Here is a 14,010-nt window from a genome sequence, read left to right on the forward strand (position 1 = left end):
ATTTTAACGCTCAGCAAATGAGGTACTGATGAAACTACTGATAGCTCGGTCGGCGCCGAAGCTTGAGGACTCCAGTCGGCTTGCCGCAATCATTAGAGAATTTTACTCGGAGACCTTGAACGATTTTGGGCGTTCAGCCATCGTGACCATAGGGCTGGCATTACTAGGGGTGTTGATTCTCCGCTCCGTATACTCCGTCATCAAGACAGAGTGGCCCGAAGCCTATACGGATGTAGAGACTCGGGCTCAAGAGCATATTCGAGTGAACCCTATTCGAACCTACCTTCTTTTTCGTGGCGGTCCGATTTTTCTCGTCTCAGTTTTCATTTCTGTATGTATGGACCGAGCAGGAGGCATTGCCTGGTTAGGCTTCTGGATAATGGTGGTCTTGTACCTCGTATGGACTACAGGTCAAGCCGTCTGGAATGTTATGAGACGGCCTCGGCATCCCAACTGGACCATGCTGCTGATTTACCATGCATTAAGCGTGGCGATCATCCTGACTGCTGGAGCGATGGCAGTTGCATTACGGAGTCTTTTCGCTTCGTTTATTCCTACAAGCCGAGAGCTTTTAATATCACTTTGGGCCGGTATTTTTGCGGCGCTTCTTGCTGTAGGCGCGCGCCAACTCCTCTCGCCTCACCGGCTTGAAGGCATTGAAGTGGCTGTCAGTCTTAAACACGATATAGGTCGCAAAGGATGGTCTTACTTAATGAGAAAGACTGCAGGAGACCGAAATCTCCAGAATCTCGTAATCGCGGTCGTTCTCGCAGAAGTTCAGCAGCGTCCCCGCTGGTTCAGACGCTTGGAACGGCTGGGAGGGAAAGTGCTGGGGGCTGGAACCTATGGGGTCGCCCAGGTTGCGGCTGATAATCCAATCACTGACGAAGAGTCTATTGACATATTGGTTGATCGACTGAACACTGATGCGGTTCGAGATGCACTTCTCAAGGGACCGTACTCGCTGGAATTCGAGAAGATTTGCCAAGACTTGAACAGCGATTTCCGCCATGCGAGCCGCATTAAGCACTTCTACGAGACGATTGATCAACTGCGAGATGACAACAAAGCCTTTTTCGATCAATCCTAGATTTGTGCCGCGATAACTCGAGCGAGGAAAACCGGACGACGGTGAGAAGCAAGTAGCCCATTAGATTTCAAATCACAGGCTCAGAATGAGCGTGACTCTCTCACCGCTTCGAACTAACCTCGGCGGTATCCCCTGCCGTTGAGATTTTTCCGCTTAGCGCGTGCCAGGTGATATCTCGTGTTGCTAGTAGGGAATACGGTTATTCGCTGAGCAGGCAACTGGGTTAGCGTCGCCTGAAGGGCCAGACTGTCTAGGAATCATTTTCATTTGCTGATGTGTACAGCGCTGCGAAGGGTGGTAAAGCACTTACTCCTTTTCCAAAGAAGCAGAATCCAGCCGCAGATACGGGCGGCCCGATTGATAGCGCCAGATGGTGTGGTCGAGGTGGCTGTAATTGACTTCCATGCGGACTGCCACGTCCTCAATGAAGCGCGGAGCTTCTTTCTCTGAGACCTCTTTAGGCCGTTCGAGCGACTCAGTGACGAACCGGATGATCATCCGATCTGCCTTCACCCCGGGGATTCCTACCAGCATGAGGAAGTAGTTCCAGGTGAGGCCGCTGCGTTGCCCGGTGATGGCTTTCCATTCCTTAGCGATCACCGACTGCTCGCGAATATCCCGAGATGCTAGCTTCTCCTGGGCATCACTGACCGTTTCGATGGAGTGTCGCGCAAGAACCTTCGCTGCCTCCAACGCCGCATACGCTTTATAAGAGGCATTCATCTGCGATGATGTTCTCCAGCGCTTCTCTGTCCGTAGAACAAACTCGTCGACCCCGCCCCACCGACGGAACGCCTCGATGAGATCCGTGGCGGTATCAGTATCGGCATCAGCTTCTTCGAAAGCTCTAAGTTCTCGGTACCGGTTGACCAGATTGGTTACGCCTGTGTACCGGTTGCCGGTGGAATAAATCGAGTCGAGAATGGCCAACGCCACGCTGGAGTAACCATCATAGGTAAACCATCGGCTGGAGTCCGTGCCGAACAGGGCGACGATGTCGTCGTGTAGCTTCTGAGTCTCGTTGTCCGTGATCATGGGCGATCGCATCCTCGCAGTTCATCGGTTCGTCGGTATGTCCAGCATGGTGTGTGCTATCTATGACTTGACTGTAACTGAGAGTGTGGCGCCACGGGTTGCAAACATGGACTCCGGTTGATTATCTGCCCAGAGGTGAAAGCAGTGGATGGTACGCCTTTCGGCACCTTAACCCACGCTCTCCAGGGTGCGCACGTTGATGTTCTCGCCAACAAGGTTGATGTTCAGACCACCTTCGACCACGTCAATGCTGTTGATCTCCAGGCCACCGGCGACCTCATCCACGGTGGACTGTAGGCCCTCAGTGAGCGCGCGGGAGATATCCTCCGGCAGGGCGATGCCGAACAGCTGGGAATCCAGAACCTCGAAGGCCAGCTGGCCATTGAGCACGATGGGGCGCATGTTGAGGCGGGCCGCTCCGTCGGTGAACTCGACCTCCACGGCCTGGGCCTCCACATTGGAGCGCACATTGGTGATCTTCACCAGTTCCTGCACCAGACGCTCAGCCAGACCGGCATTCTCACCGCCGGTGGCCTTGGCCATCTCGGCCTGGACGGTGGCCAGGATGAACTCATCCGGGGCGAAGGTGGTCAGATCGAAGGTGCCTGCGACGGGATTGTCCATGTCGGCGGTGCTCAGCTCGCCGAGGGTGATGGTTGCCTCCGGGGTGCCGGAGATCTCCGGGACGCTGCCCGCCCCACCGGGGTAGGTGATCTCCAGGGTCTCCGGGACATCCACGGCCACATGCTTGATGCTGCCCTGGGCAAGGCCCAGCAGCAGGGGATAGGTGCCGAAGGACACACTTGGATCTTCTTCCACGGTCAGACCCTGTTCCGCCGCCTGCTGGTTGAATTCAGACTTCAACTGATTGCCGATGAACCAGCGCAGCCCGAACTCGGCGACGAGAAGCAGAATGACAACAACCACCACGATGGTGATGATGACCTTGGGGAGAACCGAACTTTTTGTTTTAGCCACGCACCCAGTGTTCCTTATCCCTTACACGCGTGCCGGATGCACCCCGCAAAAGTGGCTGAAAGGTTGCTGGCAATGCCGCACCGGAGGCCACGGCAATCAGGCGTCGATAAGCAACCCGTCGACAAGCTTAGTCCGGCGCGACCACGTCCCACGGCACGGTGAGCAGGGGGGCTATCTATTTCCTCCACCATGACGGCGTTCTGCCGCCGCTTTGATCTTGCGCATGTGTTGCGCTCCTATTCGCTTTTGAATGGATAGCTGGTCAGTAGGGGGATAGATTGGTCGATTGGAGTCAAGAATTCTACTGTGATGGAAATCTTCAACAGAGCGGTTATGTAGATGTAGCTTGGATTCGTAAGTAAACGAACCCCGAACAGCTTCGCAATTTTTTTGCTGGGCGATCCATTTGTATTTTGAATCTTCAATCAATTGGTAATTAATTGCTCTGGTCACATACGCAGCTACCCAGTCTGCAAATTGAATATTGGACGACAAGACGCTGTCCAGATGCATTGGGGGCTCAATGATCGATCTCATTTCGGGATGTTCAAGGGAGCGTGCAAAGATATGAGCATACATATCAGCCACCCGGTTAACTCTGGTTTTCTCATTAATGCTATCTATGAGAACCATTACTTCTTCGTTGGCGGTGTTGGCGTGTCGTGCTATCCGATTTAGTGTCTCCTGCATGGCATCACGTTCGCGTACTTCCGTGTCGAGGGAAGTTTGTTTCGGCGTACCCTGCGGTTTTTCATTGGCGTAGTAAAAGAGGTGGCCAGAATGCGCCGAGACCGTTCGGACTAAGCCGTTGAAGATACGAAGATTTTCCGGCCGTTGATCGGGAGTGTCGGGACGGAAGAGGTCCGCGCCTTTTGCTTCCCATCGTCCTGGATTACGGGCGTTAGCAATCTCATGAGAAAAACGCGTTTTCTTCTCTGCGGTAAATCTGGCCCCGAATTCTCGAGCTCTGTGTGCGGGAATGATAAAACCTGCATACCCAAACGCGGGAGAAGTATTAAACCCAATGCCGTTAAGTTAGTGGGTGTAGTGTTGTGCTATGCCTCGACATGGACGGACACAACCTGATACTGATCGTCGGTTATCGGATTTAATCTCGGTGGGCCTGCTCACCCGGGTGTTTCCGGCCGATGTCGTGGACGAGGTCGTCGCGCAGGCCGGTCGTACCCAGCAACGATCCCGCATCCTGCCCTCCCGGGTAATGGTGTATTACACCATCACAATGGCTTTGAACTCCGATGGATCCTATGAGGATATCTACGCCGATCTCACCGATGGACTGTCCTGGGCCTGCAGGTGGGAGGAACAGGCAGTACCTGCTCCGTCACGCTCCGCGATTTTCCAGGCCAGGGTCAGGCTGGGACATGAACCGATGGCAGCGTTGTTTGCCCGTGTTGCCCAACCATTGGCCCGGCCGGGGTGGGAGGGGGCCTGGCTGGCGGGCAAACGCCTGTTGGCTGTTGATGGCACCACCTTGGATGTCCCGGATACGCCAGCCAATGTCGAGCATTTCGGGCGTCCCGGCACCGGACGTGGTCAGGCCGGGTACCCGCAGGCCCGTGTCGTGGCGATCGCGGAATGTGGATCACATGCGATCCTGGACGCGGTCATCGGCGGGCTGGGCACCGGGGAAACGACCCTGGCTGATGAACTGATCGACCGGCTGGATCCAGGCTCAGTACTGGTCGCTGATCGGGGGTTTTATAGTTTCCACCGGTGGGCTACCGCCCAGGACCGTGGTGCGGATCTGGTGTGGCGGATCCGGAACAATGTGAAACCACACCATGTGCGAACCCTGGAGGATGGAACATGGTTGGCCACGATTACCCCGAGCAGTGGGCCGGGGTGGCGGCAGGTTGCCCCAAGGATGGTGCGGGTGGTGGACTACCACATCGATACCGGTGACGATGAGGCTGGCATTGTCGACCAGCAGCATCGGTTGTTGACCACCTTGTTGGATCCTGATGAGGTGTCGGTGGAGGATCTGATCGCGGCGTATCACGCCCGGTGGGAGATCGAGAACACTTTCGATGAGTTGAAAACCCATCAGCGTGGACGAGAAAGGGTGTTGCGGTCAAAGTCCCCGGAGTTGGTGCGTCAGGAGATCTGGGGGCATCTGTGCTGCCACTACGCGATCAGGACACTGATGGCTGATGCGGCCACTGCCAGTGAGCACCCTCCGGTGCGGGTGTCATTTGTTAAGCCTGGATACACCGATGTGATTTAGGGGTAGCGGCGTGGGAAAAAGAGAAACGCCCTTCTGAACTGGGATAATACGACTTGTCGAAGGTCTGTATTCCCCATCCAGGAGGGCATCTCTCAGGTGCAACTATCTCACACCCCCGCAGCCATATCCATTTCCTTTGATGACCCCACCCTCGTGTCGTCTGCAGGCCTGGTCCCGACCATGCGCCTGGCTGATGCCGCAGGGCTGTCAGCCCTGGCGCAGCACCGGATGACTGTGCCAGGCGACAAGGGCGCCAATGCCGGGGCGAAGATCACCTCCCTGATCGCCGGGATGGTCGCCGGTGCCGACTCGATTGACGACATGGATCTGCTGCGCCACGGCGGCATGAACCGACTGTTTAGCCGGATCTACGCACCCTCGACCCTGGGTTCCTTCCTCCGGGCCTTCACCTTCGGGCATGTCCGCCAACTCGACGCCGTCGCCTCCCGGTTCCTGATCAACCTGGCGGACCAGGCACCTACCCTGGTACCCGACCCGGCTACCACCAGCGGGTACGTCTTCGTCGATGTCGACGACACCATCATCGAAGTCCACGGACACCAGAAACAAGGCGCCGGCTTCGGCTACTCCGGTATCCGCGGACTCAACGCCCTGCTGGCGACTGTCACCACAAGGGAGTCCGCCCCGGTGATCGTGGCCCAACGCCTGCGCCGCGGGGCCTGTGGCTCCCCGCGTGGTGCCGGCCGGTTGATCGCCGATGCCATCACCACCACCCGACGCCTACCGGCCATGGCAGGGCAGAAGATCCTGATGCGCGCTGACTCCGCGTTCTACAGCCGTTCCAGCATCCACGCAGCACGCACCGCAGGTGCGGATGTGTCGGTCACCGCGCGGATGACGCGCAACATCCGCCAGGCGATCACCACGATCCCGGACACCTCCTGGGAAACAATTGAGTACACCGACGCACTCTTCGACGAGGACACCCAGGCCTGGATCTCCTCAGCAGAAGTCGCAGAAATCCCCTTCGTTGCTTTTGCATCGAAGCCGGAGGCAGATCAGGTCCCCGGACGTCTGGTGGTCCGCCGGATACCGGAGTTGAACAAGAAGGACGTGGATCAGCCCGGCCTGTTTGATCTGCACCGTTTCCACGCGGTGTTCACCACCGCCGACCCAGACATCCTCGATACCGTGGCCGCGGATAAAACCCACCGGCAGCACGCGATCATTGAGCAGGTCAACGCCGATCTGAAGAATAGCGCCCTGGCGCATATGCCATCAGGGAAATTCACCGCGAATGCGGCGTGGTTGGTATGCGCGGTCATGGCCTTCAACCTCACCCGCGCGGCCGGGGTCATTGCTGGTACCAGCCTGGCCAGGGCCACGACTGCGACGATCCGGCGTCGGATCGTCATCGTGGCGGCCCGGGTGGCGCGTCGGTCCCGGCGATTGGTGCTGCACCTGCCGGAGGGCTGGAAATGGGAAGCCCAGTGGCGGAAGCTGTTCACCCACGGTCACTCGCCTCCGGTGGCTGTCCCCGCCTGACCACCTGCGCCGAAGTCCTTCGGCCCGAGCTGACCTACCAATTCGTGGAACAACCAGACGACGACGTGATCTGGGGATCACTCCTGCCCGAAAATCTTGGTGGTTCCCTCAGCTGAGATCAACCGATCACCGAAGGACCATCGGCGGATCCAGGTTAAGGCCTTGAAGCTTACCCGTCGTTCGGTGATCCAGGGCTCTTTTCCCCCCTGACGACCCGCACACCGCCCGAAGTTTATGGGATCGGGCAGTGTCTTGGCTGGCCAGGTACCTCAACCCACCGCGACGAAGGCGGAAGAATCCGCGGGTGATTAAACGAAAGATGTCGAAATGGCCGGTGAAACGATCCCATCATTGTGGTCGGCCACTCGGCCCAGTGGTCACCGTCATCCCACCACTAACTTAACGGTATTGGTATTAAACCGCTTATCGTCATGGGATACAAACGCACCCGGTTCGCCGATTTCATCAATGTAAGCCAGAAGCATAGTAGCGATTCTGACATATGCTACAACGAACAAGAACCCTAGCCTTACGGCAGGGTTCTTTGTCGGTTGATGCTCGGGGCACTATTTCAGCCCTAGCTTTCATCCACGAGTCTAAACCCCAGTTTTTACCCATGCAAGCTCTTGCCTCTTCTCAAGCCAGATTCTCGGAAGGTGGTTGCTGGCAATGCCGCACCGGAGGCCACGGCAATCAGGCGTCGATAAGCAACCCGTCGACAAGCTCAGTCCGGCGCGACCACGTCCCACGGCACGGTGAGCAGGGCATCGCCGACGCGGCGGCGGGAGACCTCGATGGGCCAGCCCTGGTCGATGAGCATGGCGCGGGCCTTCTCCCAGCGCACGCGGGGACCGTAGGGTTCCCAGCCGGCGGCGTAATCCCAGGCGGTGTCGGCGGCGGTGAGCAGCGTGTGGATTTTCTCACCGGGCACATTGCGGTGGATGAGCACCTTGGGCAGGCGCTCGGCCACATCCGAAGGGCGCGACACACCCCACGGGTGCCACGCCAGGGTGAGGGTCTGCGGACCGCTCGCGTCGAGCAGAATCCAGCTGCACCGCCGGCCGATCTCATCGCAGGTGCCCTCGATGAACACTCCGCCGGGAGCCAGGCGTGAGGTCACCGTGGTCCAGGCCGCCTCGACCTGCTCCACATCATATTGGCGCAGCACATTGAAGGCGCGGACCACCTGCGGTTGGTAGCCGGCGAGTTCGAAACCGCCGAGCTCGAAGCTGACGCCACCCTGCGGGGGCAGGACACGCTCGGGGTTGATCTCGAGGCCGATGACGGTGGCGCGCGCCTGCATGCGGTGGATCCAGCGCCCCCACTCCACAGTGGTCGTGTGGCTGGCACCGTAACCGACGTCCAGGACCAGCGGGTTCTCGGCCTGAGCGAGCAGTGCGCGGATGCGGGAATGATGAAAGCACCACCGGTCGAACCGCCTGAGACGGTTCACACCGGTGGTGCCCCGGGTGATCACGCCGATCGGTTTATCCGCTTTGACCTTGGTAAAGTCGGCGCGCAGGTTGTGTGCGTGATCGGCCATGAAACAGTGCTGTTAGAGGTTCTCGGAGATCCACTTCTCGGTGAGGGCGCCCTCGTTTGCGAAGAGCTCACCGAGTGCGTCAGCGACCTTCGGCTCAATGGCGGGACCCATGAACGGGATGTTCACGGAGACCTCGTTGTCGTAGGCGAGGGTGGTGGTGGCGTCATCGCCAGCGACACCGATGTCGCCCTTGAAGTCGACCGGGGTGCCCTTGACGTCGGCGTTGTAGTCGAGGTGTGCGGTGCCGTCGGACAGTGCGCCGACGGTGATGGTGCGCTTGACCTTCAGCGCCTGGCTGATCATCGCGCGGACGGCCTCAGGGAGGACATCGAGGGGGAGAACCTCGAAGAGGACGACGTCTGCGCCGCCGTCGGTTGCGGTGAAGGAGTTGACCTCGCCCGGCTCGGGGGAGAGGTTCTGGGCGATGTAGGCCCAGTATTCCTGGTTGGTGAAGGCCTGATGGACCTTCTCGAGGGGCTGATTGATCGTTACGGTGTTTTCGGTACGCGTTGCCATGAGGATAAGACTACCGTTAATGGGGTGTTGGATTCATCGCTGACCCAGGAAATCGCCGTAGTCGACGGCGCGGAACTCGATCCGGACGTGACATTCGCCGATCTCACCACACTGCATATCGGCGGTAAACCCCGCCTCGCGGTGCGGTGCGCGACCACCGATGCGGTGGCGCAGGTGGTGCGGATGCTTGACGACGCCTCTGTGCCGCTGCTCGTCGTGGGTGGCGGCTCCAACCTTGTTGTGGCCGACGGGGAGCTGGATGTGGTGGCCGTGATCATCGAGGCCGATGATGTCACCCTCAACCTGGCTAATGGTGTGGTGGTTGCCGAGGCCGGCGCGGAATGGGACGACGTGGTCTCCCTGTCCGTGGACGCTGGCCTCGGCGGCATCGAGTGTCTCTCCGGCATCCCCGGCTCCGCTGGTGCCACCCCGGTGCAGAACGTCGGCGCCTACGGCGTGGAGATCTCCGATGTGCTCACTCGCGTGCAGCTGCTCGACCGTGGCACGGGCGAGGTCTCGTGGGTGGACGCCTCTTCCCTGGAGCTGGCCTACCGGTACTCCAACCTGAAATTCACCAACCGCGCCGTGGTGCTCGCCATCGAATTACAACTTCGCGACGACGGCCTCTCCGCCCCCCTGCGCTTCGGCGAGCTGGCCCGCCGCCTGGCCGTCTCCGAGCAGGAGAACGCCGCCGGTACGGTGCGCCGCCCCGTTGCCCTGGTGCGCGAGGCTGTGCTGGAACTGCGCCGCGCCAAGGGCATGGTCGTGGAAACCACCGACCACGACACCTGGTCCGCCGGCTCCTTCTTCACCAACCCCATCGTGGACCCCGCCCTCGCGGATCAGGTGCAGGCGCGCGTGGCCGCGGAACGCGGTGAGGAGGAAGCTGCCCGCATGCCCCGCTACCCGGCGGGGGAGGGCAAGGAGAAGCTCTCCGCCGCCTGGCTGATCGAGCGCGCCGGGTTCGCCAAGGGCCACCCGGGCAGCGGTGCGCGCGCCGGCTTATCGACGAAACACACCCTCGCCCTCACCAACCGCGGTGACGCCACCAGCGAGGACCTCGTGGCGCTGGCCAGGGAGATCCGTGACGGGGTGTACGCCGTTTTCGGGGTCAGGCTTGTTCCGGAGCCGGTGTGGGTTGGGGTGGAGATTGATTAAGAAGCTGGCGGAAGCGGGTTACCCGGATCTGGAATCACTCAACGGTGTCGATTGCGCCGAGCTGATCTCCTTGCCCGGGGTGGGGCCGCGCACACTGGAGCGAATCCAGGAGCAACTGGTGGAGAAGGGGATGTCGCTGGGTGGGACTATCCCCACTCTTCCCGCCCGCGGGGCCACCATCACACCCGGGCACACCGGGGTCAGCGCACCGGACATCAAAACCCGCATCACCTCAGTGGACCCGGTGGATTTCATCAATGCCCTGGAGACCCCGCGCCGGGTGGAGCACGGGCACCTGCTGCTGGAGATTTTCAACCGCGTCACGGGGGTGGAGCCACGGATGTGGGGACCGTCAATGATCGGGTATGGCCAGGTTCATTATGTCTCCCACACCGGCCGTGAGGGCGACTGGTTTGCGGTGGGTTTCAGCCCCCGGAAGGCCAAGATCTCCCTCTACGGTCTGGAGGGAGACGAGAACCTGCTGGCTCAGTTGGGTAAACATACCCGCGGTGTCGGATGTGTGTACATCAATAAACCGGAGGATGTGCGCCTTGATGTACTCGAGGACATGATCCGTGTGGCCTGGGCGGGGCAGGGCTGACGGGTTGGGGGTCTGCCATATGAGGTTGATTCTCCGACCCCTAAAATCCGCCTACCCCTGAGAATGCAACAACCCCGAGCACAAGGCTCGGGGTTGTGGGGTAAAGTGCGTCGATCTACATCGACGCTCACTACATTGACGATAGCATCAACCTCAATGAGGGCCAAAGAAGAATTAGACGCCATGCTCGGAGCAGCCCGCTTCGAGAAGTACTTCGCCGTCGCAGGCGAAGACGTAGAAAGGGCCGTTCAGTTATACCGGTGGAACACCCGCCTGGCGGGTGCATTCCATTCCCAGTTGTCCTACTTCGAGGTCCTGACCCGCAATGCCATGAACAGCGCCCTCCAGGACTGGAACTATCAGGAATGTGGCCACCGGGACTGGTCCCTTGAGCATCAATCAGCGGATCTCTTATACGCCATGCTCAACCGGCCCATGGGACAGGCACGGAAGTGGGCGCGTAAAGAGTCCCAACGCCGCTGGAGCGGGCATGCCCGCAAGAACGCTCCCCTGACTCATGACGATGTCGTCGCCCAACTTACTCTCGGTAACTGGTCGAATCTTCTGGGCGAGGCCCTGCCGGTTCACAGGCCGAATGCGCAGATTTTGTGGCAGAATTGCCTGCACAACGCATTCCCCAACGTCGACCGTGGTGACCAGTCGCGGGAGGATATCGGGAAGAGGTTCGAACGCCTGACGCATTTGCGCAACCGGGTATCGCACCAGGAGAACCTGCTGGAGACGAACGTGCGGAGGCGGCTGAACGATATGCTCGCCGTGCTCAGAGCGATCGATGAGAGCTACCCCGCGTGGGCAATGGTTGGCAGCCAGGTGCGGCAGGTTGCACGGGACGACCCCCGCAAAAGCTGGACATGAGAATTGGTCCTATCACCTGCGTTCCGGGGGAATCCGCCTTCTAGTCGTCTTCTCTCGACTCTTCAGGCCTTTTACTTAAAAACAGCTCTATTTCCTCAACCACCGCCTGCACATCCCCGAGGAGCACAATGTCGTTCTCGAGGAATAGTGTTTCATCTGAGCAAAGCGCCACGAAGACCTCGCCCAGGATCGGAAGATCTGGATGGGTGTAATAAGTCACTTCAGATACAACTGAGGCCACCTAGTTCGCCAGGGAAAATAGGCCAAGCGCCAACGCAGTGGAATTTTCATCTACAGAAATATCAAGTCGATCAAGCATCTCCTCAGTGGAGCTCTCCAACCCTCCTTCGGAAGACAATTCCCGCCACTGGCTCATAACAAAGTTCCGGATCCCAAAAAGCCTGTGAGATTTCCTCTGGCAGTGCCACGTCAGCGCAAAGTCGATGCCACGTGTCGTAGACCTCTGGGAAAACCTGCCCTTTGCAACAGCACCGTCAAAAGTAACTGACGAAAAATCAACTCAACCCCCACACCAGCGCGCGGGCGCACTTAAGGGTATGAGGGTTGAGGCACTAGATCGAGATTCTCTAATTATCGCTCCTCAGCGACATCGCGGTGCAGAGGAATACAACACAACCTCTGCCTAGTGCTGGTGCTTCTTCAGCAGTTCCTCCTGCACTTCGCGGCGGCGGATCTTGCCCATCTGGTCACGGGGCATCTCCTCGAAGTGGTAGAAGGTGCGTGGGACCTTGTAGCGGGTGAGGTTCTCGCGGGCGTAGGTCTTCAGGCCCTCGGGGTCCAGGGCGGCGCCTTCGACGAGGGTGATGGCGGCGACGACGTTCTCGGCGCCGTCCTCACGGGGCAGGCCGACGACGGCGATGTCCTCGATGTCGGGGTGCTCGGCCAGGACTTCCTCGACCTCGGCGGGGTAGACGTTGAAGCCACCGGTGATGATGACCTCCTTGATGCGGGCGACCAGGCGGATGAAGCCGTCCTCCTCCATGACGCCGACGTCACCGGTGCGGTACCAGCCGTCGTGGAAGCTCTTCTCGGTGGCTTCTTCCTGGTTGAGGTAACCCTTGAACACCTGGGGACCCTTGACCAGGACCTCGCCCTCGGTGCCGTCGGGCATGGTCTCATCGGGGTTGTCGGGGTTGGCGATGCGCACCAGGGTGTCGGGGAAGGGGATGCCCACATAGCCGGGGCGGCGGTCGTCGTTCATGGGGTTGCCCACGATCACCGGCGAGGTCTCGGTCAGGCCGTAACCCTCCACGAGGCGGCCACCGGTGTGGGATTCCCAGCGCTCCACGGTGCGGACCGGCAGGGTGGAGGCACCACAGAAGGCGTTGCGTACACCCTTGATCGGGATGCCCTGTTCCTCGGAGGCCTCGACGATCTTCTCGTAGAGGGTGGGCACACCGGGCAGCCAGGTGGGGGTGTGCTTCTTCATCACGTCCATGATCAGGTCGATGCGGGGGCTGGGCAGCAGCACCATCTCACCGCCGATGAACACGGACAGGGTGCCCACCATGGTCAGGCCGTAGGCGTGGAACATCGGCAGGGCACCGAGCATGCGCTCCGGCTTGTCGCCCAGCCCCGGCACCCAGGCCTTGCCCTGGAGGATGTTGGCGAACAGGTTGCCGTGGCTCAGCTGCGCACCCTTGGGGCGGCCGGTGGTTCCGGAGGTGTAGAGGATCAGTGCGGTGGTGTCCTTGGTCACGGACTCCTCAGAGACGATGTCCTCGCCGAGACCACCCATCGCGGAGCTGGCCAGCACCTCATAGGGGACGGTGTTGGGGGCGGCACCGGAGAGGGCCTCGCGGCTCTTGCGCAGCGCGGGGATGGGCAGCTTGAGGGCGAAGCGCTGGAGGGTCGGCATGGCGTTGATCATGTTCACCGACACGATGGTCTCCAGGGCGGTGTCGGCACGCAGGCGCTCGAGGGTGGAGGCCGCCTTGTCCCAGACGATGGCCACACGAGCACCGTGGTCCTTGAAGGGGTCTTTCAGCTCATGGGCGGTGTAGAGCGGGTTGTGTTCGATGACCACGGCACCGAGTTTGAGCACGGCGTAGAACGCCGCGATGTGCTGGGGACAGTTGGGCAGGACGATGGCGACGCGGTCACCGGGTCGCACACCGAGGGCGCGCAGACCGGCGGCGACACGACGGACCTCCTTGTCCAGCTCACCGTAGGTCTGGGTGCGGCCGAAGAAGTAGGTGGCGGATCTCTCCGCATTGATGGCCAGGTTATTGTCATAGACATCCAGCAGCGTATTATCCCCGTAATCAAGTGAGTGGGGGGTCCACTCCGGGTAATGCTCCAACCAAGCTCTGGTCTCAAATGCCGACATGGGTGTTCCTCCAAGAATGTTCTTCACCGTCACTATCTTTTTCCGAGTATATAGAGAGCACCCACAGCCCGGGTCCGGGCAGCGGTCCTGTGGAGGGCAGTCCTAGAATGAA

At 59.9% G+C, this 14,010-nt stretch carries 13 protein-coding genes; 6 read left to right on the plus strand and 7 right to left on the minus strand.

Translation table 11 applies throughout. The features are described 5' to 3' along the window. Positions 1-28: 28 nt before the first annotated feature. A complete protein-coding gene (locus tag CE_RS02235) occupies positions 29-1,090 on the plus strand; it encodes a hypothetical protein (RefSeq protein WP_006770352.1) in 1,062 nt (353 codons plus the stop codon). 306 nt (positions 1,091-1,396) lie between these two features. On the opposite strand, the gene CE_RS15580 is transcribed toward CE_RS02235, so the two are convergent. The 3 genes from CE_RS15580 to CE_RS14745 form a co-directional block, all read right to left on the minus strand. Continuing rightward, a complete protein-coding gene (locus CE_RS15580; protein WP_006770351.1) occupies positions 1,397-2,125 on the minus strand; it encodes a hypothetical protein in 729 nt (242 codons plus the stop codon). Between the two features lie 168 nt (positions 2,126-2,293). Further along, positions 2,294-3,103: an LmeA family phospholipid-binding protein gene (locus tag CE_RS02245; RefSeq protein WP_006770350.1), complete on the minus strand. Its 810-nt coding sequence runs from the start codon at positions 3,101-3,103 to the stop codon at positions 2,294-2,296. 171 nt (positions 3,104-3,274) lie between these two features. After that, a complete protein-coding gene (locus CE_RS14745; protein ID WP_081462107.1) occupies positions 3,275-4,129 on the minus strand; it encodes a DUF3800 domain-containing protein in 855 nt (284 codons plus the stop codon). Between the two features lie 31 nt (positions 4,130-4,160). Here CE_RS14745 and CE_RS02250 point away from each other — a divergent pair, with 31 nt between their 5' ends. Further along, entirely contained in the window at positions 4,161-5,348 is a 1,188-nt protein-coding gene (locus CE_RS02250) for an IS4-like element ISCef4 family transposase (RefSeq protein ID WP_011074970.1), read from the plus strand. A 96-nt stretch (positions 5,349-5,444) separates the two neighbouring features. Further along, the gene (locus CE_RS02255) at positions 5,445-6,854 is read left to right on the plus strand and encodes an IS1380-like element ISCef6 family transposase (RefSeq protein ID WP_011074819.1); all 1,410 of its coding nucleotides are present in this window, start codon (positions 5,445-5,447) and stop codon (positions 6,852-6,854) included. A 724-nt stretch (positions 6,855-7,578) separates the two neighbouring features. Here CE_RS02255 and CE_RS02260 read toward each other — a convergent pair. Further along, positions 7,579-8,397: a hypothetical protein gene (locus CE_RS02260; protein WP_006770347.1), complete on the minus strand. Its 819-nt coding sequence runs from the start codon at positions 8,395-8,397 to the stop codon at positions 7,579-7,581. A 12-nt stretch (positions 8,398-8,409) separates the two neighbouring features. Further along, the gene (locus CE_RS02265; protein ID WP_006770346.1) at positions 8,410-8,913 is read right to left on the minus strand and encodes a DUF2505 domain-containing protein; all 504 of its coding nucleotides are present in this window, start codon (positions 8,911-8,913) and stop codon (positions 8,410-8,412) included. A gap of 24 nt (positions 8,914-8,937) precedes the next feature. Between CE_RS02265 and CE_RS02270 the strand changes: the two genes are divergently transcribed. The 3 genes from CE_RS02270 (at position 8,938) to CE_RS14750 (ending at position 11,548) form a co-directional block, all read left to right on the plus strand. Further along, positions 8,938-10,071, plus strand: coding sequence for a UDP-N-acetylmuramate dehydrogenase (locus CE_RS02270; RefSeq protein WP_006770345.1), 1,134 nt, complete (start codon positions 8,938-8,940; stop codon positions 10,069-10,071). Next, a complete protein-coding gene (locus CE_RS02275; RefSeq protein WP_006770344.1) occupies positions 10,064-10,672 on the plus strand; it encodes a DUF1801 domain-containing protein in 609 nt (202 codons plus the stop codon). The genes CE_RS02270 and CE_RS02275 overlap by 8 nt, the downstream gene beginning before the upstream one ends. A 156-nt stretch (positions 10,673-10,828) precedes the next feature. Continuing rightward, entirely contained in the window at positions 10,829-11,548 is a 720-nt protein-coding gene (locus CE_RS14750; RefSeq protein WP_006770343.1) for an Abi family protein, read from the plus strand. 40 nt (positions 11,549-11,588) lie between these two features. On the opposite strand, the gene CE_RS02285 is transcribed toward CE_RS14750, so the two are convergent. Further along, complete coding sequence (locus CE_RS02285; protein ID WP_011074973.1) at positions 11,589-11,789, minus strand: hypothetical protein; 201 nt, start codon at positions 11,787-11,789, stop codon at positions 11,589-11,591. A 402-nt stretch (positions 11,790-12,191) separates the two neighbouring features. After that, entirely contained in the window at positions 12,192-13,898 is a 1,707-nt protein-coding gene (locus tag CE_RS02290; protein WP_006770341.1) for a long-chain-fatty-acid--CoA ligase, read from the minus strand. Between the last annotated feature and the right edge of the window lie 112 nt (positions 13,899-14,010).

Source organism: Corynebacterium efficiens YS-314 (assembly GCF_000011305.1).
In the GTDB taxonomy this organism is placed as follows: Bacteria; Actinomycetota; Actinomycetes; order Mycobacteriales; family Mycobacteriaceae; genus Corynebacterium; species Corynebacterium efficiens.

Coding starts and splice junctions, on each gene's coding strand:
- CE_RS02265 (WP_006770346.1), bottom strand. CDS start 8,913: ATGGCAACGCGTACCGAAAACACCGTAACGATCAATCAGCCCCTCGAG.
- CE_RS02250 (WP_011074970.1), top strand. CDS start 4,161: ATGCCTCGACATGGACGGACACAACCTGATACTGATCGTCGGTTATCG.
- CE_RS02290 (WP_006770341.1), bottom strand. CDS start 13,898: ATGTCGGCATTTGAGACCAGAGCTTGGTTGGAGCATTACCCGGAGTGG.
- CE_RS15580 (WP_006770351.1), bottom strand. CDS start 2,125: ATGATCACGGACAACGAGACTCAGAAGCTACACGACGACATCGTCGCC.
- CE_RS02260 (WP_006770347.1), bottom strand. CDS start 8,397: ATGGCCGATCACGCACACAACCTGCGCGCCGACTTTACCAAGGTCAAA.
- CE_RS14750 (WP_006770343.1), top strand. CDS start 10,829: ATGAGGGCCAAAGAAGAATTAGACGCCATGCTCGGAGCAGCCCGCTTC.
- CE_RS02235 (WP_006770352.1), top strand. CDS start 29: ATGAAACTACTGATAGCTCGGTCGGCGCCGAAGCTTGAGGACTCCAGT.